We start from the raw sequence: 26,088 nt of genomic DNA, 5'->3' as shown, positions 1-26,088 counted from the left end.
GTTTTTTTATGGCTGTTATTCTTCAACCTCTTCATCCTGGCGCATCTGCATCGCCCATCGCTGCGCCGATTCCGGCACCGTAAACGCAGGGGAGCGACGGAAGTGCTCGCCAATCAGCACGAAGGCAACGTATTTACCCCGCAGCATCCAGACATCGCGAAAACCATCCACCTTCAGGGCATGGTCAGGCGGCGCGGGCTCAACGCGGGGTACATAGCTAATAACCTGGCGGTTTTGTTGACGAAGAGGTTTCATAAGCGACGGATTCACTAAAGCAAATTCTTAAAGCAGGAAATTTCTATCATAGCCGATTCTCCCCCCGCCCGTCGCGCCTGACGTAAGGCAGAGGGCTCCTTTCGCTAATCAATATCTGAAAACGCTTAGTTCGCCTGCTAATTCTTAACATTGTTCTATCCTTAATAGGGTTTTTAGGAATGAACAAAGGAGAAGCGTGCAATGTCGAACAATGATAAACCACATCAGTCACCCATTCATGGCACTGAAGAATCTCAACCGGGAATGGACTCACTTGCCCCCGCCGACGGCTCACACAAACCTTCACCGGGTCCTTCCGCACCGGGTGAACAGCCTACCGCCCCGGGCAGCATGAAAGCCCCGGAAACGGAAAACGAAAAGCTGAAATCGCTCGATCCTCACCGTAAGGGCGGTGAAGGCCATGCGCTGACCACGAACCAGGGCGTTCGCATTGCCGATGACCAGAACTCCCTGCGCGCCGGAACGCGCGGCCCGACGCTGCTGGAAGATTTCATCCTGCGCGAAAAAATCACCCATTTCGACCATGAGCGTATTCCTGAACGTATCGTCCACGCTCGCGGCTCCGCGGCGCACGGCTATTTCCAGCCGTACAAGAGCCTGACGGAGATCACGAAAGCGGATTTCCTTTCCGACCCGAACAAAATCACACCGGTATTTGTGCGCTTCTCTACCGTACAGGGCGGCGCTGGCTCGGCTGACACGGTGCGTGATATCCGCGGCTTCGCCACTAAATTCTATACCGAAGAGGGTATTTTCGACCTGGTCGGTAACAACACCCCGGTGTTCTTCATTCAGGATGCGCATAAGTTTCCTGACTTTGTCCATGCGGTAAAACCGGAGCCACACTGGGCCATACCGCAGGGACAAAGTGCGCACGATACCTTCTGGGACTACGTCTCCCTGCAACCGGAAACGCTGCACAACGTGATGTGGGCGATGTCTGACCGGGGGATCCCGCGCAGCTATCGCACCATGGAAGGGTTTGGTATTCACACCTTCCGTCTTATTAACGCCGAAGGCAAAGCAACGTTTGTGCGCTTCCACTGGAAACCGGTCGCGGGGAAAGCGTCGCTGGTGTGGGATGAAGCGCAGAAGCTCACCGGGCGCGATCCGGACTTCCACCGACGTGAACTGTGGGAATCCATTGAAGCCGGAGATTTCCCGGAATACGAGCTGGGGTTACAGCTGATCCCGGAAGAGGACGAGTTTAAATACGACTTCGACCTGCTCGACCCAACCAAGCTAATTCCTGAAGAGCTGGTGCCGGTACAGCTGGTGGGCAAAATGGTGCTTAACCGCAACCCGGATAACTTCTTCGCGGAGAATGAGCAGGCTGCGTTCCACCCGGGCCATATTGTGCCGGGGCTGGATTTCACCAACGATCCGCTGCTCCAGGGCCGTCTGTTCTCTTATACCGATACGCAGATCAGCCGTCTCGGCGGACCAAACTTCCACGAAATTCCGATCAACCGTCCTACCTGCCCTTACCATAACTTCCAGCGTGACGGGATGCATCGTCAGGATATCGACACCAACCCGGCGAACTACGAGCCGAACTCCATTAACGATAACTGGCCGCGCGAAACGCCGCCGGGACCAAAACGTGGCGGATTCGAGTCGTACCAGGAGCGTGTGGACGGAACAAAAATTCGCGAACGCAGCCCGTCCTTCGGCGAGTATTACGCCCACCCTCGCCTGTTCTGGAACAGCCAGACCCCGATCGAACAGCAGCACATTATCGGCGGCTTCAGCTTTGAGCTGAGTAAAGTGGTGCGCACCTACATTCGCGAGCGCGTTGTCGACCATCTGGCACATATCGATATCCAGCTTGCGCAGGGCGTGGCGAATAACCTCGGCATTACGCTCACCGACGAGCAATGCCATGCCGCGCCGCCAAAAGACGTGAACGGGCTGAAGAAAGATCCGTCCCTGAGCCTGTACGCAGTACCTGGCGGATCGATTAAAGGCCGCGTGGTGGCTATCCTGCTGAACGATAAACCGCGCGCCAGCGACGTGCTGGGGATCATGCGGGCGCTCAAAACCCAGGGCGTACATGCCAAACTGCTTTACTCGCGCATGGGTGAAGTGACGGCCGACGATGGCTCCGTCCTGCCGATTGCCGCGACCTTCGCCGGGGCACCGTCGCTGACGGTTGACGCGGTGATTATGCCGTGCGGCGACGTTGAGAGTCTGCTCGGCAACGGTGATGCCGCCTATTATCTGCTGGAAGCCTATAAGCACCTGAAGCCAATCGCCCTGGCAGGCGATGCGCGGAAGTTTAAATCTCTGCTGAAGGTACCGGATCAAGGGGAAGAAGGCATTGTCGAAGGTGATAACGTTGACGATGCGTTTATGACCCGGCTGTTTGACCTGCTCGCCGCGCACCGCGTGTGGTCGCGCAGCAGCAAGACCGACCAGATACCGGCGTAAAAAAAAGCCGGGTGGCGCTGCGCTTACCCGGCCTACATTTCGATTGCTTTTGTAGGCCCGGTAAGGCGAAGCCGCCACCGGGCTTTACCTCAAAGATCCCTGAACGTCCCCAGACGATATCCGCGCTCGGCAATCGCGTACTTCAGCGACGCCGACGTCAGCACGTCCAGCTCCGCCAGACGCGGCCAGCAGTAGGCGCTCTTACGCACGGTGTTATCGATAAAGGCAGGATGCGCCATGATCTCCAGCGACCGCACGGCGGAATCATCCAACACCTTAAGGAACAGCGCTTCGCTGATCTCGTCGCCGTAAAATGCGCTGCTGAACCCCTCAGTTGACGTCACCGCGACGTCCGGTAATCCGCGCACCTCCCGATCCAGGCGCATCGCCACGCCTTTACGTTGGGCGAACTCTGCCACAAGCGGGAAAATCGCCGGGATCATATGCACATGATGGTGACTATCAATATGGGTGGGTTCACGACCAAACACATCCACAAAGCGGTTAAACTGGCAATCCAGCTCGCGGGCAATCTCATCGAGCGGCAGAGCGCCCTGCTCCGCCATTTCCCAAATCCATTTACCCAGCTGCCCGTCGCGCGTCAGCCCCGGCATCGGTGAAAGGGGCTGCCCAAGCGTCAGCACAAAGTGCATGCCGACGCCCAGTTCGGGCACCTCACGGCTTAGCTGCGCCGCATGTTCCACCGCCTCACCGTTGATGAGCGCAGTAGTAGAGGTCACGACGCCCCGGCGACAGGCTTCGATAATGCCGTAGTTCTGCCCTTTTGACAGGCCAAAATCATCGGCATTGACGATCAGCAGGTTTTCCATCGCACCTCCTCTTAACGATGTGTGAGCTTCAGTTTCTCAACCGTTGCAGCAAAGTTTGGCAGCCATTTTTCATGCGCCAGGATCATCTCGCTCGCGAGTTTTTCAGCATCACGGTCAGAGTGCACCAGCGCGCTGAGGTTCAGCGCCAGCAGCACGTCATTCAGCTCGCCGCTCAGGGCCGCATTGCTCGCCGCGACTTCAAAGCCCTTGATGGTGTGAATAAGGCCCATCACTTTATCGTCGAAATGGGTAATGCGGGGATGCGGTTTTGCGCCGTCGCGTCCAAGGATGCAGGTCATCTCAACGGCCCAGTCTGCCGGGATGTTGTCGATGTGCCCATGATGCGGAACGTTCACATAGTGCTCGGCCTGCTTGTCATTGTAAATGGCGTTGATCACTTCACACGCGGCATCCGAATAGTATGCCCCGCCGCGCTGCTCCAGCTCTTTCGGCTTCACGTTCAGGTTCGGATCTTTGTACAAATCAAACAGCTGCTTCTCTACTTTCTGCACTACCTGGGCGCGCGCGCCGCCTTTGTAGTATTCGCCCATTTCAATCGCCAGCATCTCTTTCTGCTTGAAGTAGTAAAGCAGATACGAGCACGGCAGCAGGTTCAGGGAGCGGATCAGCCCTTCGCTGAACGGCAGGTCGAAGATGTTTTTCACCGAGGCCGCGGTCAGGCGGCCAGAGGCGACGCCATCGAGCAGTTCTGCAAAGCGCGATTGCCCGTTCACGATCACATCTTTGATAAAGACCATGTGGTTCAGGCCGAACAGGTCAATGGACAGTTCGTCGTTATCGTTCAGTGCCAGCACATCGCGGATGAACATTTTCATGCCAATCGGAATATTGCAGACGCCGATAAAGCGTTTGAAACCGGTGTGGCGATAAACCGCCTCGGTGACCATTCCAGCCGGGTTGGTAAAGTTAATCACCCACGCGTTCGGGCAGATCTCCTCCACGTCTTTGATGATGTCAAAAATAACCGGAATGGTACGCAGACCTTTAAACAAGCCGCCTGCCCCGTTAGTTTCCTGCCCCAGATAACCGTGGCTCAGCGGAATGCGCTCGTCCAGCTCACGCGCTTTCAGCTGGCCGACGCGCAGCTGCGTGGTTACGAAGTCAGCATCTTTCAGCGCCAGGCGGCGATCCAGCGTTTTGTGCACGGTTAAGGGCACGCCTGCCTTTTCAACCATGCGTTGGCACAGCTCAAAAATAATATTCAGCTTTTCCTGACCTTCTTCAACATCCACCAGCCATAATTCGCTGACCGGTAATTCATGATAACGTTTCAGGAAACCTTCAAGTAATTCCGGGGTATAGCTGCTGCCGCCACCAATGGTTACGACTTTTAATTTCTTTTGCATAATTTCTCCCTTAGCGTATCAGGTTAATCGCCTGCAAGGTATAGCGTACTCTTCCCGCTATTTGGGCAAGCCATTACGTCAATATTCCTGGCGGATAAACCGCCGAAAGTTAATTAATTACCGTTAAATTTTTGCGGTAACTGTTCGGGGTAAATGAAGTCAGTTTCTTAAAGGTTTTAATAAACAGGCTGGGGCTGCTGTAACCGGATTCGTAAGCGATATCGGTGACAGAGTAGTTCGTTATTTCCAGCTGCTTTTTGGCAAAATTAATGCGGATTTCATTAATAATTTGCACAGGCGTTTTACGGTAATAGCGCTGCGTGGCACGCGTTAAATATTCCTGCGATTTACCCGAAAGTGCCACCATGTTTTCCAGCGCGTTATCGCTGAACTGCCCTTTGTCGTGCATCAGCTCTACGGTACTGCGCAGCCACTGGGGAATATCATCCACCACCTGCTGTTCTTCACGGTGATGGCGAAGGCGATTCATCACGTAGAACGTCACGGTTTCAATAAATTCATCAAATTCATTGTCGCGGAAATTCAGCGAGGCAATAACCGTTTCAATCCAGGTCATAAACTCATTTTTGACGCGATACACCTGTGACGCCACAAAGCAGAACGGGACCAGCGGCAGATAGTGCTTCTCGAAGAAACGCCTGCTCACCCCTACGTTCAGAATGCGCGTCGCACCAAACTCATAAAAGCTCTGGTGATAGGATCCCATCGGCAAAAAGACGAAATCACCGCGCTCAAGCAGGACGCGCTTACCGTTGATCTCCTGATAATAGCGCCCGGTCAGAACAATCGTGAACTCGTAGTAGTCGTGCTGGTGCAGACCGCTGGCGCTCTCCGTCTTGTTGTATATCACCACGTGAAAATTCTTGCCGTTAAACAGCTGCTGCTCATGTGCGGTTTTGATTTCCATCGTTTTGACCTCCTGCTGCCTGAACTGACTTACTGCATCTTCTCGTGAAGCTCAATGAGCTCCGCTACCAGCTCGCGCGCCAGCATGGAGGTCATCAGGTGATCCTGCGCATGTACCAGCACCAGGCTCACCTTCATCTTCCCTTCACCCTGGTCGCTTTCGATGAGCTTTGTCTGCACCAGATGCGCTTCGTTTAACGCCGTGCGGGACTGCTCCATCATGGTTTTCGCGGCAACGAAATCGCCCTGCTTAGCCTGCTTAAGCGCCGCATACGCCAGGCTGCGCGCCTGCCCGGAGTTGATGATGAGACCCATCACCACCTCTTCCAGATCGTTCTCTGCGGTTTCATCTGCGACGATACTGTCTAAATCTAACATCTTCAGCTCCTTTACGCTGGCGCGGGTTGCCCCGCGCCGTGCAATTTTAGAATTTCAGTGCGAGGGCGATATCCTCTTCGCTCTCTTCTTCATCGATCACCGTTGCGGCTTTGTTCGCAATCGCCACGAACGGCATGTAGAGCAGGGTTGCAATCCCGAGGTTGAATATCGCCAGCAGGAAGGCGGCCACGCTACCGTTGGTGTTGAAGAACGCGCCCAGACCGGCCGGCATCGTCCACGGTGCAATGTTGGTCACCGGCGGGATAATGCCCAGGTAGTACGCCGTCAGCGTAATCGCGGCCAGCAGCGGCTGAACCAGGATGAAGGGAATGAACATCACCGGGTTCATGATAATCGGCAGACCAAACAGGATCGGCTCGTTAATCTGGAAGATGCCTGACGGCAGGGCCAGCTTCGCAACCTGACGATGGTCAGCGCGGCGAGAGACAATAAAGACCGCGATGATCAGACCCAGCGTCGCCCCGGTACCGCCCAGGAAGATATAGGAGTCCAGCATCGGCTTCGCCCACACATGGAATGTTTTACCGGCCGCCAGCGCCGCATCGACGGAGCCGTACTGCTGGTAAAGCGCGACGTTTTCCAGTGCCCACGGGGTCATAATACCGCTGTCCAGCGCCGCCAGTGCCAGTGAACCATGCACGCCGAAGAACCACAGCAGGGAGGTAAAGATGACGTACGCCCAACCGACCACGCTACCCATCGACGCCAGCGGCGTTGAGATAGAGTCCATAATGATCTGGTGGAAGTTAGTCCCCCAGTGAGAGAGCGCCCAGGCAATAATCCCCATGATGGAGAGAATAATAAAGCCCGGAATCAACGCGGAAAATGAACGAGAAACGGAGGCCGGAACGCTATCCGGCAAGCGGATAACCCAGTTGCGGCGAATAATAAAGGTGAACATTTCGGCCACCACCAGCCCGATAATAATACCGGAAATGATGTTTGCCCCACCCAGCCAGTTGGCGCCTACGGCGTAAGCGTCGCCCACGCTGTACGGCGTGACGGTCATAAACGCGGCTATAGACAGTAAGCCCGCCGCCAGCGGATCCACTTTACGCTCTTCCGCCAGCGCCATACCGATAAAGAAAGGCGCCATTAGCGACATAATACCCAACGTACCGTTGTATACGTTGCCGCCAATGGCTTTTAAACCATTAAGGGTTTCAATAGTGGAAGCATCTAACCTAATTCCTAATGAATAAAAAAAGGAACCTTCACCAAAGCTCAGAAAAACGTTGTTAATTAAAACGAACATTGCCCCGGCTAACGTCAACGGCATTAATTTAATAAAGCCGTTTTTAATGGCATTAACGTGAGGCTGCTTTCCTATTTTAACAGCAAAAGGAAGGAGTACCTTTTCAAGTGAAGCGATGACTTTACTCATAGGAAAATACCCTTAAATGCCGCAACAACCGTTACGGCGTATTGTGTGTGAAATAACTCTTTGACGGGAAAAATAAAAAATTAATTAGCAGCTTTTTTAATCGCTGCAACAGCAGCTTTTAATACACCTAAACCATCAATCTTGCCGTACAGACCGGAGTCGATCACTTCGACCGGCTTATTAGGAAGTAGACGTTGAATTTCGGGCAACATATAAGCGATTTGCGGCCCCAGTAAAATAACGTCTGCCGCCTGGCCCTTTTCGCCCGCCAGCGTTTCCGGAAACGCTTCAATCACCACAGGGACTTCATATTTTTCGGCCTGCGCGCGCATTTTGGAAACCAGCAGCGAAGTTGACATGCCCGCAGAGCAGAACAGGTAGATATGTTTCTTTTCCATGATAATTTCCCTCTTATTGGTCTGTCCGCCGTCGCGCTATCACTCGACTCGCTATCCTGGCTGACGGGCAGTGTGCTGAACATTGTTTGTTGTTGAAGTGAGTATACGCAATGGTACAGGGAGGGGATAATTCTGGACAGACTAAAATTGTCTCTCATTGACCTGGCTTGTTGACTACCTTCACATTTCAGGCAAATAATTCGCGACAAGAAATAAGATTTACGTATGCATAAAAAAACCGGCCTTCAGGCCGGTTTCAATCGCTCGCGGGCAAGTACGCTTACTGTGCCTTAGGTGCCTGCGGGTCGGTGTCGTATTCAGCACAGGTCTGGTAACCAGAATTGATCACGTGACCCGTATCATCCAGGGCGACAAAGTAGGTCTCTGCCTTACCATCGCGTTGACCCAGAATATAGGTCTGGCAGGTACCACGCGCGTGGATCATGGTGACCTCAGAAGAAGGTTTACCGGCAATGGCCGCAACCTGGGAACGCGTCATCCCTTTTTTGACGTCTTTAACCACTGGCTGTGTGAACTGATCTTTAGTGCGATCGTAAGCTGTACACCCTGCCAGCATAGTCAGTACCGCCGCTGCGCTTAAAATTCCTGCTACGTTCTTGTTCATATTCCGTCCTCTTGTTTATCAGCGTGTTAACTAAGCATGGGATAAAAATTACTATTGTTCAACTTTGCGAGTTACGCCAGACGAATTTCGGAAAATTCTAATAAAACAACGATAAGCTGCGAAATCGCTGTAAAACAGTACACTCAAAACTGTGATCCTTGTCGTTTTCCCGACAAAGGGTTAGTTTTAACAGATCGTACATTCTGTTTGGTTCTGCATAGGGAGGGCGTAATGGCTCTGCAACAAGAAATTATCCAGGCGCTGGGCGCGAAACCTGCGATTGATGCCAATGAAGAGATCCGTCGTAGCGTTGATTTTTTGAAAGCTTACCTGTCTGCACACCCTTTCCTGAAGACGCTGGTGCTGGGTATCAGCGGCGGTCAGGATTCTACGCTGGCCGGTAAGCTGAGCCAGATGGCCATCTCCGAGCTGCGTGACGAGACCGGTGACGCCGCGCTGCAATTTATTGCCGTACGTCTGCCGTATGGCGTGCAGGCCGACGAGCAGGATTGTCAGGATGCTATCGCCTTTATCCAGCCGGACCGCGTGCTTACCGTGAACATCAAAGGATCGGTGCTGGCAAGCGAGCAGGCCCTGCGTGAAGCCGGCATTGAACTGAGCGATTTTGTTCGCGGCAACGAGAAAGCCCGCGAGCGCATGAAGGCCCAGTACAGTATCGCAGGCATGACCAAAGGGGTGGTCGTCGGCACGGACCATGCCGCGGAAGCCATTACCGGCTTCTTCACCAAATACGGCGATGGCGGCACGGACATCAACCCGCTCTTCCGCCTGAATAAGCGTCAGGGCAAGCAGCTGCTGGCGGCGCTGGGCTGCCCGGAACACCTTTATAAGAAGGCACCAACGGCAGACCTCGAGGACGATCGTCCTTCCCTGCCGGATGAAGCGGCGCTGGGGGTGAGTTATGACAACATCGATGATTATCTCGAAGGCAAAACGCTCGACGAAGGGACTGCAAAAATTATCGAAGGCTGGTATCTGAAAACCGAGCACAAGCGCCGTCCACCAATCACGGTGTTTGACGACTTCTGGAAGAAATAGCCAACATATTTGCTCAGCGGCGCTTCGCTTGCTGGGCCTACGGTTCCGCGCTGTTGCAGGCCGGGTGAGGCGTAGCCGCCACCCGGCTCTTTTTTAACCACCAAACACCTGCTACACTGTATACCTGAACAGTATATGGAGCAGTATGTGAGCAGGCGTCAATCCGCCCCGCGTCTTGAGTTTGAAGCGGCGGCTATCTACGAATATCCCGAGCATCTTCGCCCCTGGCTTGAGGCATTGCCTAAACAGCCTGGCGTCTATTTCTTTCACGGCGACAGCGACACCATGCCGCTCTATATCGGCAAAAGCGTGAATATCCGCAGCCGGGTGATGTCGCACCTGCGTACGCCAGACGAGGCGTCGATGCTCAGGCAGTCCCGGCGGATCACCTGGATCGAGACGGCAGGCGAACTGGGCGCCCTTCTGCTCGAAGCCAGGCTCATCAAGGAACAGCAGCCGCTGTTTAACAAACGCCTGCGCCGCAACCGCCAGCTGTGTTCCTTGCAGGTCAACGCGGGAAAACCGCAGGTGGTGTATGCCCGTGAAGTGGATTTTTCACATGAACCGAATCTTTACGGCCTGTTTGCCAACAAACGTGCCGCACTGCAAACCCTGCAATCCCTGGCTGATGATTTACAGCTTTGCTACGGCCTGCTGGGGCTGGAAGCCACCACCCGCGGTCGCGCCTGTTTCCGTTCCGCGCTGAAACGCTGCGCCGGGGCGTGCTGTGGAAGAGAGAGCGTTGAAGACCATCACGCCCGGTTTATGGCGGGCCTGGCCTCGATCAGCGTCAACTGCTGGCCGTGGGAAGGCGCGGTGGCGTTGAAAGAAACCCGCGAGGATATGACGCATTATCACATCATTCGCAACTGGCTCTGGCTTGGCGCCGTCGATAGCCTGGATGACGCCACCGCTCTGCTACGCACCCCCGCCGGGTTCGATCAGGACGGTTACAAAATTCTCTGCAAGCCGCTGTTAACCGGAAAATATGAGATCATCGCGCTCACTGACCCGGCAGCCAGGTAATTTCACTGAACAGCAGCGACCCTTTCGTTTCCAGTAATCGGAGGGTATGGGTGCCCGCTTCCCAGCTGGCGCCCTGATCGGCGGTCAGTAATTTGTCGCCCAGTTGCCAGGCCCCGCTTAACACGAACGCCACCCCACCGCGTGACGCAAAGGTGGTGAACGTTCGGGTAGCAACGCGCACCTTTGCCTGGCAGTGCTCCCGTCGGGTCATGATGTTGAAATCCATCGACATCTGCCCTTCCGTGAGCACCGCTTTTACCGTCAGATCGCCCGCAAAGCCGTAAGGCTGATGGTGCTTCAGCGTATGGCAAAACGCCCTGCCCGCATCCAGCGTCACCTCGCCGCCTTCCAGCAGCGTTATCACCCGGTCAACGCCCGGAAAAGCGGAAAATTCGCCGTTACTGGCGATGGAGGCGATGCTGGCCCGCCAGGAAAAATCCCGCGTCGCGGGAGGGAAACAGCAAATCTCACGCGTCTCACCCGCGCCGTTACGCCAGAGACTGACGGGCATTTTACGGATATCAAAGAATTCCATTACCACTCCTGAAGGACGCACCGTGCGCCAGGGCATTTCACAGACGTATTATCGGCAGCGGTAAGGCCAGACCTTAGGCATGGGGCAAAAGAAAAACCGCCGGTCCTGTCCACAGCGTTTTCGCTTTTGTAGACAGGAGCCCGGCGGTCTTAAGAGAGTGAGCCGATTATTCGGCTGGTGCAGGCATTTTACCTTCCGGCGCTGCACGTTCTGTCAGACGCTTCTCAAAATTGGCATTAAACTGCTTTTTCTGTTCCGGCGTCAGAATGTTGTAAATCTTGTTCTGGGTTTCCATGTGGGCCAGCATGCGCGCTTTATGCTGCTCGGCCATTTTATCGATCTGCGCTTCTGCTTTTGCTTTATCGAAGCTGTCGCTGGCAATGATGTCATGCATCGCGCGGCGCTCTTCCAGCGGAGGACGCTTCATCTGGTCACGCTGGCTTTTTCTGATGTCGCGGATCTGCTGCTTCTGCGCGTCGGTCAGGTTCAGGTCTTTAAACATCATCATCTCATGATGCATACCCGGCTTGCCTTTATGATGCATCATCATTTTGCCTTCAGCCGGCGCGGCGGTAGTGGTCGCGGTATCTGCGGCGAACGCCATGCTGGTAGCGCCCAGAGCCAGGGTAGAGGCAACAAACAGTGCAGTTAATTTACGCATAATGTCTTTCCTTACTTTCAGTTATTCTTCGGCGCTATGCCGTGTTGACGAGATTAACTTTACGGGGTTTATCGTCAATTAGTCAGAGCAACGGTAAAACAATGAAAGTATAAAAAACACGTTTTCGCCAATTATGGAGAAATTAAGGAAAAAGCGTGGAGAGATGAAACAGAAATATTCAACAGGATGATTTTAAAGAGATTATGGAGAAGTATAACGAAGTGCCGTTTAATAATAAAGCAATACTCCAGGAAAATTCCGCAAACTATACAAGAGCGCTTTTATCGCTAAGAAATTTATTCTTCACGTCCCCTCCGGTCTACGCGAGGGGAAACGATCAGGACATTTTTTCCAGCATCAAGCCGGCCCGCAAACCAAATGCGACCGACGGATTAGGGAATAAAACATATTCCGTGGCGTGCTGTACCGCATAGCGGGTCTCACCATCTTCCGCGAGCAGGACTCCCTGTCGAAACGGCGTAAAGTTCAGCGTATGGGGCGCCATATGAAGATGGAAAGCCTCGCTGCGGCGCGTGATCTGCTGCACGACCCGATAGCGCACGACGGGTTCACGGGCGTGTTCCGGCGCAACCCCTGCGAGCAACGCCCGCAGCGCCTGATGCGTAGGAGCAAAACGGGTCAGGTCGTTTTGCCCGAACGGCAGCGCTTTTCCCAGCTCCAGGGTGCAGGAAAGCGCGCCAAAACGCTCGCAGGTGAAATGGGTAAACGTGCCGCCCGGCGTCTGGTGGAAAACCAGCGCCTCCAGCCCGGCATCGCCAAGCCAGTCCAGAAACGCTTCATCCCAGGGCTGGTTTCGCTGCGGTAAAACGCCAAAACGCACGTGATACGAGGCGCGAATGGCCGTATGCAGATCGAGGTGCCAGCGCGTTGCCCCCGCCCCGGCAAAAAACGTCGTCACCACCTCCTCCAGCCATTGCGCGCGGGTCGTTTCATCGCTCTCTGGAAATTGCGTCCAGCGTCCCCCAAACATGCGATTGAGGTCGCTCACGAGGTACCGTTTGTTTTGCGCCAGCGCAGGCGGATTTCCCAGCACCACCAGCAGACGGCAGTGCAGCGTGATCTCCTTGCGACAGAGCGCGCGCAGCAACAGATCGACAATCTCCACGGGCGCGGTTTCGTTTCCGTGAATGCCGGTGGAGAGCAGCAGCGACAGGTCATATTCCTCCAACGGCGTCAGCTCAAGCACGCCCGGTCCCAGCCATCGCCAGTGGAATGAGGGGCTTTCCCCCTCGTGCCGCTCCGGTGTCTTTCCAGCCAGCGTCAGCGCCAGTAAGTTTTCCATATCGTCTCCTTAGCGCTGGAACGGATAAACCGATCCCAGTTGCAGGATAGTCGACAGGGCATCCAGCGCCTCGCGGCCTTCGCGAAGCAGCTGCGGATCAACCAGATCGGCCTGAACCAGACGGTCGCGATAGTAGCGATCCACCCAGTCGTTGAGGGTATTGAACAGGGTGTCGTTCATCATCACCGCCGGATTCACCGCCTGCATCTCCTCCGGCGTGAGTACCACGCGAAGGCGCAGGCACGCCGGTCCCCCGCCGTTGGCCATACTTTCCCGCAGATCGAATACCCGGAGTTCATCAATCGGGTTATCCGCCTGCACCAGCTCGCTGAGATAGCGCCAGACGCCCTGATGATTGCGGGACTCCTGGGGCAGCACCAGCATCATGCTGCCGTCTTCCCGGCTCAACAGCTGGCTGTTGAAGAGGTAGGTTTCGACGGCATCCTGAACGCTTACCGCCTGCGTAGGCACCTGAATCGGCATAAATCCCGGCACGCGTTCACGCAGCGTGGTCAGCAGCTTTTCCTGATGGGCAAACGCCTGTTCGTGGCAAAACAGCACCTGGCGGTTCGAAACGGCAATCACGTCGTTATGAAACACGCCCTGGTCGATCACCTGCGGATTTTGCTGGGCGAAAATCACCTGAGAAGGATTGACCTGGTTCAGCCGCGCCACCGCCTGGCTCGCGGCCAAGGTTTGTCTCGCGGGATAACGAACCGGTGCGGCATGGCCGCCCTCTTCTCGTCCGTAGATAAACAGCTGCAAGCCCGGATCGCCATAGTCGCCGCCCAGACGGTTGTGGTTTGCCGCCCCTTCGTCGCCAAACATCGCAACCTGCGGCAGCGCCTGATGCACCTCGAAATGCGCCTCATGATTAAAAATGGCGCGCAGCACGCGTCCGGTGGTCTCCGCTTCGCTGGCGCGGTGGAATTTATTGTTCAGGTTAGCAACGGTCAGATGCACTTTGCCGTCCAGCGTATCCGCCGACGGCGCGACGGTGGCAGCATTCGCCACCCACATCGAAGAGGCTGAACTGGCCGCAGAAAGCAGATGTGGCGTTTGCGTACCGGCTTTTTCCACGACCTGCTCATCCGTGCCGCTGAAGCCCAGCTGGCGCAGCACGGCCACGTTTGGGCGCTCCTGCGGCGGGATCACCGCCTGCGGGAAACCGGCATCGGACAGCGCCTTCATTTTCAGCAGCCCCTGCTTCGCCGCCAGTTTCGGGTTCGAGACCTGGAAGCGGTGCTTCGTCGAGGCTTCATTGCCGAACGACAGCCCGGCATAGTGGTGCGTCAGCCCCACCAGCCCGTCAAAGTTAACCTCACGCGCTTTCATGGGTATCACCCTCTGTAAAATCCAGCCCAGGATTCAGCGACTCCGGCAGCGTCAGCACCGGGGTTTCCAGGCTTGCCATCGGCCATGCGCAGTAATCGGCGGCATACCAGGCGCTGGCGCGATGGTTGCCCGACGCCCCTACGCCACCGAACGGCGCGGTGCTCGCCGCGCCGGTCAGCGGTTTGTTCCAGTTCACGATCCCGGCGCGCGCTTCCAGCAGCAGCTGGTCGAATTTTTCGCGATGCGGCGATATCAGGCCGCTCGACAGGCCGTAGCGGGTGTTGTTGGCCATCGCGATCGCCGCATCAAAATCGTCATAGTGCCAGACGCACAGCAGCGGGCCAAAGACCTCTTCATCCGGCACAGGGTCAACACCGCTCATCTCAATAATGCCCGGCGTCAGTAACGAGGTGCCCGGCGCGACCTGTTTCGGCTCCAGCAGGGTTTTCGCCCCGCGCGTCACATGCTCCTGCCAGGCTTTCAGCACATTCTGCGCGGCCTGCTCGGAAATCAGCCCGCCGATAAACGGCTGCGGCTCGGCATCCCACTGCGCGGGGGTCAGACGCGCGCTCACGTCCACCAGGCGCTTCAGGAACGCGTCGCCCTGCGGGCCGCGTTTCACCAGCAGACGACGGGCGCAGGTGCAGCGCTGCCCGGCGGTAATGAATGCCGACTGAATGGTCAGGTGGACCGCGGCGTCAATATCATCCGGATCTTCCACAATCAGCGGGTTATTGCCGCCCATCTCCAGCGCCAGAATTTTTTCCGGCTGCCCCGCCAGCTGGCGATGCAGCTGATAGCCCGTTCCGGCACTGCCGGTGAACAGCAGGCCGTCAATGTCGCTCAGCGCGCTCAGCGCCTGACCGGTTTCACGCCCGCCCTGCACCAGATTCAGCACGCCCGGCGGCAGCCCGGCCTGCTCCCACAGCTTCACCACCGCCTCGCCGGTTAACGGCGTGAGCTCGCTCGGCTTGAAGATGACGGTATTCCCCGCCAGCAGCGCGGGTACGATATGCCCGTTCGGCAGATGACCGGGGAAGTTATACGGGCCGAACACCGCCAGCACGCCGTGCGGACGGTGGCGCAGCGTGGCGGCGCCGTCCGGCATATCGGTATGCTGCTCGCCGGTGCGGGCGTGGTACGCCTTCACCGATATACCGATTTTGTTGATCATCGCCGTGACTTCGGTTGCCGCCTCCCAGCGCGGTTTGCTGGTTTCGGACGCGATGATGCGCGTCAGTTCGGCCTTGTTCGCCTCCAGCAATCCGGCAAATTTCTCAACCAGCGCCTGACGCTCGGAGAATGGCCGTTTCGCCCACCCCGGAAACGCGCGGCGAGCAGCCTGGCAGGCCTGTTCAACTTGCCCGGGGCTGGCGTCGTTCCCCTTCCAGAGCACTTCCTGGCCCACCGGATTGGTTTTGATCCGCGCCTCACCTTCGCCCGTTACCCAGTCACCGTTAATCCATAGAGTCATGCTGTTTTCTCCTCAGGGCAGAGTCGCACCAGGCGAACCGTATCGCCGGCGTTACATTTCAGGGCATCCAGCTGCGCTGGCGTCAGCACCAGACGCTCGCATGCCGGGTTGGTTCGCACCAGCATGGCGCGGAAGCTGGTGTAATTCTCGTTCGAGACCAGGCAGGCCGGCCATTCGCCCGGCGCAGGCTGGCCTTCCGAAACCTCGACCAGACGGCTTTTACGGATGGCGCGCACGCGGTCAATGTCGCACTCCAGCGTCGGGCCGCCGTCGAAGATGTCGACGTAGTTACGGTAGCGAAATCCCTCTTTCTCCAGTACCGCGCGGGCCGGGGCGGTTTGCGGATGGACTTCACCAATTACCGCCTGCGCTTCCGGCGTTAAGAAATGGGTATAGATAGGATGCTTCGGCATCAGCTCGGCGATAAACGCCTTCTGACCGGTGCCGCACAGGTAATCCGCCCGGCTGAACTCCATGGAGAAGAAGCGTTCGCCCAGGCTCTCCCAGAACGGCGAGTAGCCCGTCTCATCAATCACGCCGCGCATCTCGGCGACCACTTTTTCGTTGAAGCGGTCGCGAAAGGCGGCCATAAACATAAAGCGCGATTTGGAGAGCAGATAGCCGTTGCCCTCCTTGCGCCAGTCCGGATCGAGGAAAAGCGTGCAGAGCTCGCTGGCGCCGGTATGGTCATTACAGAGAAAGAGCGTCGGCAACGCGTTGTAAACATTCAGCTCTTTCGAGGCGTGGACCATCGTGCCGACGCGGTAGTTGTACCAGGGATCGTTAAGCCCGACGGCCACTTCGATGGCGCAGATCCCCGCCACGGTTCCCGTGTCGGTCTCTTCCAGCACGAACACATAGCCCTGTTCGCTCTTTGGCAACGTCCCCTGCCAGGTTTGCAGGGCGCGCTCAATGCGCGCCGACAGCGTTTTTTCATCGGCAGGCAGCGAGGTCAGCCCGCCCCCTGTCTTACCGGCAAGCTGCATAAGCCCGGCGAGATCGCCGTGCGCAACGGGACGGATGACCATCATGATGACACCCCGGATTTCACCTGTTCGCAGGCCAGCGCAAAACGATCTAACCCGGTTCTGACCTCTTCCTCGCTGACGATCAGCGCAGGGGCAAACCGCACCACGTTGGCACCGGCAATCAGCACCATCACGCCCTGTTTTGCCGCTTCCTGTGAAATCAGCTTCGCTTTTCCGGCAAACTCAGGGGCAAGCTCACAGCCAATTAACAGCCCCAGACCGCGGATCTCTTTGAACAGCCCGGTCTGGTTATTGATGGCGGTCAGACGCTCAACAAACCACTGGTGACGCTGCTTCACGCCGTTAAGCACCTCAGGGGTATTGATGATATCCAGCACCTGCCCGGCAACAGCGGCTGCCAGCGGGTTACCGCCGTATGTGGTGCCATGGGTGCCCACGGTCATCACGCTGGCAAATGTATCGGTGGTCAGTATCGCCCCCACCGGGAAACCGCCGCCGAGCGCTTTGGCCGTCGACAGCACATCCGGCGTCACGCCATAGTGCATGTAGGCGTATAGCTCGCCCGTACGGCCCACGCCGGTCTGTACTTCGTCAAAAATAAGCACCGCGTTGTGACGATCGCACAGCTCGCGCAGCCCTTGCAGGAACGCTTTCTGAGCGGGCATGACGCCGCCTTCACCCTGCATAGGCTCCACGATCACCGCACAGGTGTTATCGTCAATCAGCTCGCTGGCAGCGTGTAAATCGTTAAACGCCGCGTGACGGATATCCGGCGGCAGCGGCGCAAAATCCTGAGAATACGAGGGCTGACCGCCCGCACTGACGGTAAACAGCGTGCGGCCATGGAAGGCATTTTTGAAGGCGACGATGCCGCTCTTGTGCGCGCCGAATTTATCGTGCGCATATTTTCGAGCCAGCTTCAGCGCCGCTTCGTTCGCTTCCGCGCCGGAGTTACAGAAAAAGACTTTTTCTGCGAAAGTGGCGTCGATCAGCTTCTTCGCCAGGCGCAGCGCCGGTTCGTTGGTGTACCCGTTGCCGGTATGCCAGAATTTCGCCGCCTGGTCGTTCAGCGCCTGCCGCAGCGCCGGGTTTGCGTGGCCCAGCGCATTCACCGCAATCCCGCCCGCAAAGTCGATGTACTCTTTGCCCTGCTGATCCCACAGGCGAGAGCCTTCCCCACGTACCGGAATAAAAGCCGCCGGAGCGTATACCGGCATCATCCATTCATCGAAATTTTCACGCGTAACTGACAGAGACATAGCGACCTCATCCGGTAAATAAAAGGTTGTTTAAATGTTAAATAATTGAGTGTTTGCACTGTGAATGTAGATTGCAGCGTTCGTGCCAGCCAGCGATAAAAATGCATAAACGGGATGAGCTAACAGAATATCAACGAGTTACAATATGGAATTATTCACTGTTGTTGCATAAATAGTGAATATTTTTACAGCAAGCGGCGCTTTGCCGCATGAAAACAAGAAAGAGTATGCAGAGACCAAATATAATTCTGGAATTGTGATCGCTCGCGAAATTTATCGGTTCTTTACGCCCTGTTTGAGGGCAACACGCGTCGAAATGGTGCAAAAATTGCACCGTTGGCATTATCTGTCGCAGTAATTGGGCGAAGCGGATAACAGACGACGTAAATTCTGCTACCATCCATGCACTATTCACCTTGCATTGGCAGCGACTATGAAATTTGTCTCTTTTAATATCAACGGCCTGCGTGCCCGCCCTCACCAGCTTGAAGCAATTGTTGAGCAACATCAGCCAGATGTGATCGGCTTGCAGGAGACAAAAGTTCACGACGATATGTTCCCGCTCGAAGACGTAGCGAAGCTGGGCTACAACGTCTTTTACCACGGTCAGAAAGGCCACTACGGCGTTGCGCTGCTGACCAAAGATACGCCGGTCTCGGTACGTCGTGGCTTCCCGGGGGACGATGAAGAGGCGCAACGCCGCATCATCATGGCGGAAATCCCTTCCGCAATCGGCAACGTTACCGTCATCAACGGCTATTTCCCGCAGGGTGAAAGCCACGATCATGAAACCAAATTCCCGGCTAAAGCGAAGTTTTATCAGGATCTGCAAAACTACCTGGCAACCGAACTCAAAAAAGAAAATCCGGTGCTGATCATGGGCGACATGAACATCAGCCCGACGGATCTGGATATCGGCATCGGCGAAGAGAACCGCAAGCGCTGGCTGCGCACCGGCAAATGCTCTTTCCTGCCGGAGGAGCGCGAGTGGATGGAGCGCCTGCTTGGCTGGGGGCTGGTGGATACCTTCCGTCATGCCAACCCACAGACGCAGGACCGCTTCTCGTGGTTTGACTACCGCTCGAAAGGCTTCGATGACAACCGTGGCCTGCGAATCGATCTGCTGCTGGCAAGCGCCCCGCTGGCCGAGCGCTGCATTGAAACCGGTATCGACTATGATATCCGCAGCATGGAAAAGCCGTCCGACCATGCGCCGGTATGGGCAACATTCAAGCTGTAAACCTCAGTGAACAGTAAAAAAATCATTCTCCTGTGCGCCCTTCTGGGCGCATTTGTTTTGATCGTTGTTTTGCTTCCTCCGGGCGTCCTCTCCCTCGACGCGTTAAAAATGCACCAGCAAACGTTGCTCAATCGTGTGGAGCAGGCGCCCCTTCAGAGCGCGCTGCTCTATTTTGCGGTTTACGTTCTGGTCTCCGCGCTGTCGATACCCGGGGCCGCGCTTCTGACGCTGCTCGGCGGGGCGCTTTTCAGCCTGTGGGAGGCGACGCTTTTGGTCTCATTTGCCTCGACGTTCGGCGCCACGCTTGCCATGCTCGTCAGCCGTTATCTGCTGCGGGACTGGGTGCAACGGCGCTTTGCTGCACAAATGAACACGATCGATGCGGGAATGGATCGCGACGGCGCGCGCTACCTTTTTGCCCTGCGCCTGATGCCGTTGTTTCCGTTCTTTCTGGTCAATCTGCTGATGGGCCTTACCCGACTTAAGGTGCGTCACTACTGGTGGGTGAGCCAGCTTGCCATGCTGCCTGCCACCGTCATCTACCTGAACGCCGGGCGCGAACTGGGGAAACTCACCTCGCTGCACGATATTCTGTCGCCGGGATTGCTGTTCGCCTTTACACTACTGGGGTTATTACCGCTGGCTACGCGCCGGCTGTTTTCCCGATACATCCCTTCGATTAAAAAGTGAGGCATTATGCGCCGGGTGCGTTTTTGCGCGTTTCTGACGGGTCTGCTGCTGGCAACGCCCGTCTTTGCAGCCCAGAGCTGGCAATCCATTCAACAGCAGGCCAGCGGGCAGACCGTCTGGTTTAACGCCTGGGGCGGCGATGAGGCCGTTAACCGCTACCTCAACTGGGTGAGCGGCGAAGTGAAAACGCACTACGCCATCAACCTGAAGATCGTTCACCTGGCCGATGCCGCCGACGCGGTGAAGCGGATCCAGACGGAACAGGCCGCAGGACGCAGCCGTAACGGGTCGGTGGATCTGCTCTGGGTAAACGGTGAAAACTTCCGCACGCTGAAAGAGGCGAACCTGCTGCTCACCGGCTGGGCGCAAACCCTGCCCAACTGGCGTTATGTCGATACCCGCAAGCCGGTGACGGAAGATTTTGCCCTTCCTACCGAGGGCGCAGAATCCCCCTGGGGCGGCGCGCAGCTAACCTTTATTGCCCGGAAATCGAGCATGCCGACGCCGCCGGCAGATCCCCGCGCGCTGCTGGTTTACGCTCAGCAACATCCCGGTAAGGTGAGCTATCCGCGCCCTCCTGATTTCACCGGCACCGCGTTTCTTGAGCAGCTACTACTGGCGTTGACCGCCCATCCGGAGGCGTTGAAAAAGGCGCCGGATAATACCTTTGTGCAGGTTACCGCGCCGCTGTGGCGCTATCTTGATACGCTGCATCCCCTGCTGTGGCGTGAAGGGAACGATTTTCCTCCGTCGCCTGCGCGCATGGATACGCTGCTGGCCAGCGGTAGCCTGAACCTGTCGCTGACGTTTAATCCGGCCCACGCGCAGCAAAAGGTGGCGAGCGGTGAACTGCCTGCCGACAGCTACAGCTTCGGCTTTAGCCGGGGCATGATTGGTAACGTGCATTTTGTCGCTATCCCGGCAAATGCGAGCGCGAGCGCGGGCGCAAAAGTGGTGGCGAATTTCCTGCTGTCACCCCAGGCGCAGATCCGCAAAGCCGATCCTGCCGTCTGGGGTGACCCGAGCGTGCTGGACGGCGAAAAACTGCCTGCGACAGCGGCAAAACAGCTTCGCGCCTTTACCCCTTCGGACACCCCAGATGTGCTTCCCGAACCGCACGCCGCCTGGGTGAACGCCCTGGAGCAGGAATGGCTTCGCCGCTACGGAACCCGCTAAGCGGGCTGGTGTGGGTAGCTATGGCGGTGATCTATCTGCCGCTGCTTCCCGCCAGCGGCATGCTGCTGGCTCCGGCGTTCTCTTTCGCCAACTGGGCGGCGCTGTTCGCCGACCCACAGCTGCCGCAGGCGCTGGCCGCCACGCTGGTGTCAGCGCTGATCGCGACGCTGGGTTCGCTGATTATCGCCCTGAGCCTCCTTGCGCTTCTCTGGCCCGGTGAAGGCTGGCAACGCCTGAGCGCTCGCCTGCCGTGGCTGTTAGCCGTGCCGCACGTCGCCTTCGCCACCAGTGCGCTGCTGCTGTTTGCCGAAGGCGGTCAGTTTTACCGGCTCTGTACATTCTGCTCGCCGCAGCTGGACCGCTACGGTATCGGGCTTGGCCTGACGCTGGCGGTCAAAGAGAGTGCGTTCGTTCTGTGGGCGATCTACGCCGCGCTGCCTGAAAAGCGCCTCGCCCAGCAGAAAATCGTGCTGCATACCTTCGGCTACGGGCGGATGCAGGCGCTCGGCTGGCTCATCCTTCCGGCCATCGCCCCGGCGCTGGGCGCCGTGATGCTGGCGGTGCTGGCCTGGTCGCTTTCCGCGGTGGATGTGGCCATTGTGCTCGGGCCGGGCAACCCGCCGACGCTGGCGGTACTGGCCTGGCAGTGGCTCACCCAGGGCGATGCGCAGCAGCACACCAAGGGAACGCTGCTGTGTCTGGTGTTACTCCTGCTGCTGGCCACGCTGGCGGCCGCAGGTTACGGTCTCTGGACGGCATGGCGGCGCGCCGGGCCGGACACCTCCGGGATCCGTCGTCCTTCTCATTTCGTGCTGCCCGCACGTACGCTGGGCGCGCTACTGCCGCTGTGCGGCGTGCTCTGCGCGCTTGTCCTGCTGTTGCTGGCACGCCGGGACGACGTCGGCCCCGTCAGCGACAGCCTTTCGCTGGGACTGCTGTCGAGCCTGATAGCGCTGGCAATCATCCTGCTCTGGCTTGAGTGGGGGCCGCCGCGCGGCGCGGTGTGGATCTGGCTGCCCCTTGCCCTCCCGGCGCTGCCGCTCGTGTCCGGGCAGTATGCCGTTGCGCTGTGGCTGGGCATTGACGGCGAGTACGCTGCGGTGCTCTGGAGCCATATGCTCTGGGTCATCCCGTGGATGCTTCTGGTCCTGCAACCGGCCTGGCGCAGGATCGATCCCCGTCTGATCCTGACCGCCAGAACGCTGGGCTGGCGACGGGCGAAAATTTTCTGGCGCGTAAAATGCCCATTGATGGTTCGCCCGGCGCTGCTGGCCTTTGCAGCCGGCTTTTCCGTGAGCATGGCCCAGTACATGCCTACCCTCTGGCTGGGGGCGGGCCGTCTCACCACCCTGACGACGGAGGCCGTCGCCCTCAGCAGCGGCGGCAGCGTGCCCGTCCTGGCTAACCGGGCACTGGGCCTGCTGCTGTTGACCAGCAGCGTCTTTGCCCTTGCCGCGCTGCTCTCCCGCCTCGTAGGCCGTTACAGACAAGGATTACGTTGATGCTGAACGTGAAAAATCTCACCATTTCGCCGCTCTTTCATGAGGTTAACTTCCGCGTCCCGGCGGGCGAAATCGTCACGCTAATGGGGCCATCCGGGAGCGGGAAATCGACCCTTTTCGCCTGGATGGTGGGCGCGTTATCCGCTGATTTTAAGGCGCACGGCGAGCTGTGGCTGAACGATCGTCGCTGCGATCTGCTTCCCGTGGAAACGCGCGGGATCGGCATTCTCTTTCAGGATGCCCTGCTGTTTGACGCCTTCAGCGTGGGGCAAAACCTGATGCTGGCGCTGCCGGCACACGTTGCCGGGCGCGCCCGGCGCGAGGCGGTCGAGCAGGCCCTGGACACTGCCGGGCTGGCAAACCACTACGCCAGCGATCCGGCTACCCTTTCCGGCGGCGAGCGCGCCCGGGTGAGCCTGTTGCGCGCCCTCCTCGCCCAGCCGCAGGCATTGCTGCTCGACGAGCCGTTCAGTCGTCTGGATAAAGCGCTGCGCGCCTCATTCCGCGCATGGGTATTTGAGATCGCTCGTCAGCGCAGGATCCCGGTGGTGCTGGTCACCCACGATGAGGAAGATATTCCGCCCGGCGGGGAGGTGATTGAGATTTCTCGCTGGCAATAATGTGCTAACGCAATGTTTTTGGCCTCAGGAGCGACGACAATGCCATCCTCTTTTAATGACGTCAGGTTTTTCGATGAAACGTGTTTCTCAACTGACCGCGCTGGCCCTGATCTGCGGCCTCGCTTCACTTTCCTCCACGGCGGCTGATATGCCCCACTCCCTCACCCTGGCCCAGCTACAGGCTAAGAACGGCGCGGTAATCGATACGCGTATCAGTGCGTTCTATAACGGCTGGCCGCAGACCCTGAGCGGAACGTCCGGGCACGAGCCCGCCGCGCTTAATCTCTCTGCCCGCTGGCTTGGGGCAATGAGCGATGAACAGCTCAGCGGCTGGGCAAAACAGCACCGGCTGACGCCAGACGTGCCGGTGGCGCTCTATGGCAACGATGACGACAACCAGACCGTCAAAACGCGGCTGGAAAAAGCAGGCTTTACCCGCGTTTCCATCCTGAGCGACGCCCTGCAACAGGCTGACCGGCTGCAACGGCTGGCGCATTTCGAACAGCTGGTTTATCCGCAGTGGATCCACCGGTTGCAGCAGGATAAACCGGTTACCGCCGCGCCGGCGGGCGACTGGCAGGTGATTGAGGCTGGCTGGGGTGCGCCGAAGCTTTATCTCCTGAGCCACATTCCCGGCGCGGGCTACATTGACACCAACGAAGTGGAAAGCGAGCCGCTGTGGAATAAGGTCTCTGACGAGAAGCTGAAAGCGATGCTGGCGAAGCACGGGATCCGTCACGATACCACCGTCATTCTGTACGGTCGCGACGTGTATGCCGCCGCGCGCGTGGCGCAGATCATGCTCTACGCGGGCGTGAAGGATGTGCGTATTCTGGACGGCGGCTGGAAGGCATGGTCAGACGCCAGCCTGCCCGTTGAGCGCGGAACGCCTGAGAACGTGAAGCCAGCCCCTGATTTTGGCGCGCCGATACCGGGTCAACCCCAGCTGATGGTGGATATGGAACAGGCCCGGGGAATGCTGCACCGTCAGGATGCATCCCTGGTAAGCATTCGTTCCTGGCCGGAGTTTATCGGTGAAACCAGCGGCTACAGCTATATCAAGCCAAAAGGTGACATTGCCGGCGCGCGCTGGGGCCATGCGGGCAGCGACGCGACCCACATGGAAGATTTCCACAATCCGGACGGCACCATGCGCAGCGCCGATGATATCGCCGCCATGTGGAAGACGTGGAATATCCTGCCGGAGCAGCACGTCGCGTTTTACTGCGGCACCGGCTGGCGCGCGTCTGAAGCCTTCATGTACGCCCGCGCCATGGGCTGGAAGCACGTGGCCGTCTACGACGGCGGGTGGTACGAATGGAGCAGTCATCCGCAGAACCCGGTCTCCACCGGCGCGCGCGGCCCGGAGCGTACACGCTAGCGGGGCAGTGACTTCAGCGTCACGTAACCGCTCCAGATGCGCGTTGTGGTGGTCAGCCAGCACAACGCGCCAAACGCCCAGGCAAACAGCGTGAAGTGTGCGGGAAACAGGCAGCACAGCACAAACAGCGCGATGGTCTCCGTTCCTTCCGTTAACCCTCCGAGGTAATAAAACGACTTGTGCGCGTAGCCGGGGTTATCGATATCATGTTTCCCCGCCAGCGCGGCAAAGGCCAGAAAGCTGCTGCCCGTACCGATAAACGCGAACAGCAGCCAGGCGGCGGCAATCGCATTTTCAGCCGGTGCGGCCAGCGCGAAGCCAAACGGCACCAGGGCGTAAAACAGGAAGTCGAGGGCGATATCAAGAAACCCTCCCGCATCCGTCAGGCCACGGCGACGCGCCAGCGCGCCGTCCAGCCCGTCCAGCAGCCGGTTCAGCACAATGGCGACCAGCGCCGCCGGATACCAGCCCAGCGCCAGAAACGGTAACGCCAGCACGCCGATGGCAAACCCGGCGAGCGTTAACCCGTCAGGCGTGATAAACGGTTTATCCAGCGCGGCAGCAAGCTGATTCAGCCCGGGCTTCAGCCGGGGGTGCAGATGTTTATCCAGCATGCGGTTTACCTTTAAACGTGGCGCACAGCCCCTGCGCCGGAATATCCAGTGCGGCATTAAAGCGGGCGGAAAGGTTCTGAAAAGCAATCAGGGCCGTCATTTCGGTGATGGTCTCTTCCGTAAAGTGGCGCTTTAGCTGGCTTTTGATATTTTCATCCACCCGAGGCGGCGTGGCGGTGACCGCCTCCGCAAAGGCCAGCGCCGCGCGCTCCTCTTCGCTGAACAGGGTGGAATGGTGCCAGTCGCTGACGGCCTGCACTTTATCCAGCGCCCCGCTCCGCTCGGCCAGACGCAGGCTGTTAGCATCGATACAAAAAGCGCAGTGGCAGATCTGCGAAACCCGCGTCATCAGCAGCGAACGTAGCACCGGCGTCAAACGCGCCCGGCGCCGCTCCAGATAGCCAACAAACAGCGCCACCAGCCAGAAAAGACGCGGCATGCGCCCCCACCAGCGGGTAGGGTTAAGCACCGCACCGAAGTGTTTTTTCTGCATCGCGGCAATAGGCTTGAGGCTGACGGGAAGGGATTCAATGGGGGCAACCCAGGCGGATGTCTCTTTCACCTGTTTCTCCTGATGACTGGACTCTT

The 26,088-nt window shown here is 57.7% G+C and carries 25 protein-coding genes and 1 pseudogene; 9 read left to right on the top strand and 17 right to left on the bottom strand.

The genetic code is table 11. The features are described from left to right. Positions 1-15: 15 nt before the first annotated feature. Entirely contained in the window at positions 16-255 is a 240-nt protein-coding gene (gene cedA / locus IM300_RS05590) for a cell division activator CedA (protein ID WP_063448988.1), read from the bottom strand. Positions 256-456: 201 nt separating this feature from the next. On the opposite strand from cedA, the gene katE reads away from it, so the two are divergent. Then, the gene (gene katE / locus IM300_RS05585; RefSeq protein ID WP_063866458.1) at positions 457-2,706 is read left to right on the top strand and encodes a catalase HPII; all 2,250 of its coding nucleotides are present in this window, start codon (positions 457-459) and stop codon (positions 2,704-2,706) included. Between the two features lie 89 nt (positions 2,707-2,795). On the opposite strand, the gene chbG is transcribed toward katE, so the two are convergent. The 7 genes and pseudogenes from chbG to osmE form a co-directional block, all read right to left on the bottom strand. After that, entirely contained in the window at positions 2,796-3,536 is a 741-nt protein-coding gene (gene chbG, locus IM300_RS05580; protein WP_193035645.1) for a chitin disaccharide deacetylase, read from the bottom strand. A gap of 11 nt (positions 3,537-3,547) precedes the next feature. Then, positions 3,548-4,903, bottom strand: a complete 1,356-nt coding sequence (locus tag IM300_RS05575) for a 6-phospho-beta-glucosidase (RefSeq protein ID WP_193035643.1) — start codon at positions 4,901-4,903, stop codon at positions 3,548-3,550. A gap of 109 nt (positions 4,904-5,012) precedes the next feature. Next, positions 5,013-5,849, bottom strand: a pseudogene (gene chbR / locus IM300_RS05570) (transcriptional regulator ChbR); the annotation flags it as partial. An 11-nt stretch (positions 5,850-5,860) separates the two neighbouring features. After that, positions 5,861-6,208, bottom strand: coding sequence for a PTS N,N'-diacetylchitobiose transporter subunit IIA (gene chbA, locus IM300_RS05565; protein ID WP_193035641.1), 348 nt, complete (start codon positions 6,206-6,208; stop codon positions 5,861-5,863). 46 nt (positions 6,209-6,254) lie between these two features. Further along, complete coding sequence (chbC, locus tag IM300_RS05560; RefSeq protein WP_017384664.1) at positions 6,255-7,613, bottom strand: PTS N,N'-diacetylchitobiose transporter subunit IIC; 1,359 nt, start codon at positions 7,611-7,613, stop codon at positions 6,255-6,257. A gap of 80 nt (positions 7,614-7,693) precedes the next feature. Then, positions 7,694-8,017 (bottom strand): PTS N,N'-diacetylchitobiose transporter subunit IIB, encoded by a 324-nt coding sequence (chbB, locus tag IM300_RS05555; RefSeq protein WP_258004020.1) that lies wholly within the window; start codon positions 8,015-8,017, stop codon positions 7,694-7,696. A gap of 274 nt (positions 8,018-8,291) precedes the next feature. Then, the gene (gene osmE / locus IM300_RS05550) at positions 8,292-8,636 is read right to left on the bottom strand and encodes an osmotically-inducible lipoprotein OsmE (protein WP_003857836.1); all 345 of its coding nucleotides are present in this window, start codon (positions 8,634-8,636) and stop codon (positions 8,292-8,294) included. Between the two features lie 231 nt (positions 8,637-8,867). On the opposite strand from osmE, the gene nadE reads away from it, so the two are divergent. Both nadE and cho read left to right on the top strand, forming a co-directional pair. Next, positions 8,868-9,695, top strand: coding sequence for an ammonia-dependent NAD(+) synthetase (nadE, locus tag IM300_RS05545; protein ID WP_063448995.1), 828 nt, complete (start codon positions 8,868-8,870; stop codon positions 9,693-9,695). A gap of 147 nt (positions 9,696-9,842) precedes the next feature. Beyond that, complete coding sequence (gene cho, locus IM300_RS05540) at positions 9,843-10,721, top strand: excinuclease Cho (protein WP_063866455.1); 879 nt, start codon at positions 9,843-9,845, stop codon at positions 10,719-10,721. Here the strand turns inward: cho and ves are convergent. The 7 genes from ves to IM300_RS05505 all read right to left on the bottom strand — a co-directional run bounded on the left by ves (position 10,699) and on the right by IM300_RS05505 (position 18,277). Further along, positions 10,699-11,256: an environmental stress-induced protein Ves gene (gene ves, locus IM300_RS05535; RefSeq protein ID WP_063866454.1), complete on the bottom strand. Its 558-nt coding sequence runs from the start codon at positions 11,254-11,256 to the stop codon at positions 10,699-10,701. The two genes, cho and ves, sit on opposite strands and share 23 nt — an antisense overlap. 166 nt (positions 11,257-11,422) lie before the next feature. Beyond that, the gene (gene spy, locus IM300_RS05530; protein ID WP_022647814.1) at positions 11,423-11,917 is read right to left on the bottom strand and encodes an ATP-independent periplasmic protein-refolding chaperone Spy; all 495 of its coding nucleotides are present in this window, start codon (positions 11,915-11,917) and stop codon (positions 11,423-11,425) included. A gap of 337 nt (positions 11,918-12,254) precedes the next feature. Next, positions 12,255-13,220, bottom strand: a complete 966-nt coding sequence (astE, locus tag IM300_RS05525) for a succinylglutamate desuccinylase (RefSeq protein ID WP_193035637.1) — start codon at positions 13,218-13,220, stop codon at positions 12,255-12,257. A gap of 9 nt (positions 13,221-13,229) precedes the next feature. Continuing rightward, positions 13,230-14,555, bottom strand: coding sequence for an N-succinylarginine dihydrolase (astB, locus tag IM300_RS05520; RefSeq protein ID WP_193035635.1), 1,326 nt, complete (start codon positions 14,553-14,555; stop codon positions 13,230-13,232). Continuing rightward, positions 14,542-16,029: a succinylglutamate-semialdehyde dehydrogenase gene (astD, locus tag IM300_RS05515; RefSeq protein WP_193035633.1), complete on the bottom strand. Its 1,488-nt coding sequence runs from the start codon at positions 16,027-16,029 to the stop codon at positions 14,542-14,544. The genes astB and astD overlap by 14 nt, the downstream gene beginning before the upstream one ends. Next, positions 16,026-17,060, bottom strand: a complete 1,035-nt coding sequence (gene astA, locus IM300_RS05510; RefSeq protein ID WP_063866449.1) for an arginine N-succinyltransferase — start codon at positions 17,058-17,060, stop codon at positions 16,026-16,028. The genes astD and astA overlap by 4 nt, the downstream gene beginning before the upstream one ends. Continuing rightward, positions 17,057-18,277, bottom strand: coding sequence for an aspartate aminotransferase family protein (locus tag IM300_RS05505; protein ID WP_193035630.1), 1,221 nt, complete (start codon positions 18,275-18,277; stop codon positions 17,057-17,059). Before IM300_RS05505 ends, astA begins: the two co-directional genes overlap by 4 nt. A 433-nt stretch (positions 18,278-18,710) precedes the next feature. Here IM300_RS05505 and xthA point away from each other — a divergent pair, with 433 nt between their 5' ends. From xthA to IM300_RS05475, 6 genes are all read left to right on the top strand, one after another. Then, complete coding sequence (gene xthA / locus IM300_RS05500) at positions 18,711-19,517, top strand: exodeoxyribonuclease III (RefSeq protein WP_193035628.1); 807 nt, start codon at positions 18,711-18,713, stop codon at positions 19,515-19,517. 6 nt (positions 19,518-19,523) lie between these two features. After that, on the top strand, positions 19,524-20,207 hold the full coding sequence (locus IM300_RS05495) for a TVP38/TMEM64 family protein (RefSeq protein WP_193035626.1): 684 nt from the start codon (positions 19,524-19,526) through the stop codon (positions 20,205-20,207). A gap of 15 nt (positions 20,208-20,222) precedes the next feature. After that, on the top strand, positions 20,223-21,383 hold the full coding sequence (locus IM300_RS05490; RefSeq protein ID WP_193035784.1) for an ABC transporter substrate-binding protein: 1,161 nt from the start codon (positions 20,223-20,225) through the stop codon (positions 21,381-21,383). Then, positions 21,356-22,885 (top strand): ABC transporter permease subunit, encoded by a 1,530-nt coding sequence (locus IM300_RS05485; protein WP_193035624.1) that lies wholly within the window; start codon positions 21,356-21,358, stop codon positions 22,883-22,885. Before IM300_RS05490 ends, IM300_RS05485 begins: the two co-directional genes overlap by 28 nt. Continuing rightward, complete coding sequence (locus IM300_RS05480; RefSeq protein ID WP_063866444.1) at positions 22,885-23,505, top strand: ATP-binding cassette domain-containing protein; 621 nt, start codon at positions 22,885-22,887, stop codon at positions 23,503-23,505. The genes IM300_RS05485 and IM300_RS05480 overlap by 1 nt, the downstream gene beginning before the upstream one ends. A 73-nt stretch (positions 23,506-23,578) precedes the next feature. Next, entirely contained in the window at positions 23,579-24,886 is a 1,308-nt protein-coding gene (locus tag IM300_RS05475) for a rhodanese-like domain-containing protein (protein ID WP_107535672.1), read from the top strand. On the opposite strand, the gene IM300_RS05470 is transcribed toward IM300_RS05475, so the two are convergent. Beyond that, complete coding sequence (locus IM300_RS05470) at positions 24,883-25,500, bottom strand: CDP-alcohol phosphatidyltransferase family protein (protein ID WP_063866443.1); 618 nt, start codon at positions 25,498-25,500, stop codon at positions 24,883-24,885. The two genes, IM300_RS05475 and IM300_RS05470, sit on opposite strands and share 4 nt — an antisense overlap. Further along, entirely contained in the window at positions 25,490-26,062 is a 573-nt protein-coding gene (locus IM300_RS05465) for a carboxymuconolactone decarboxylase family protein (RefSeq protein WP_063866442.1), read from the bottom strand. Before IM300_RS05465 ends, IM300_RS05470 begins: the two co-directional genes overlap by 11 nt. Between the last annotated feature and the right edge of the window lie 26 nt (positions 26,063-26,088).

This window comes from Enterobacter cloacae complex sp. I2 (genome assembly GCF_014896205.1).
In the GTDB taxonomy this organism is placed as follows: Bacteria; Pseudomonadota; Gammaproteobacteria; order Enterobacterales; family Enterobacteriaceae; genus Enterobacter; species Enterobacter quasihormaechei.
The sequence above is the reverse complement of the archived record's forward strand: the minus strand, read 5'-3'. Positions and strand labels throughout refer to the sequence as shown.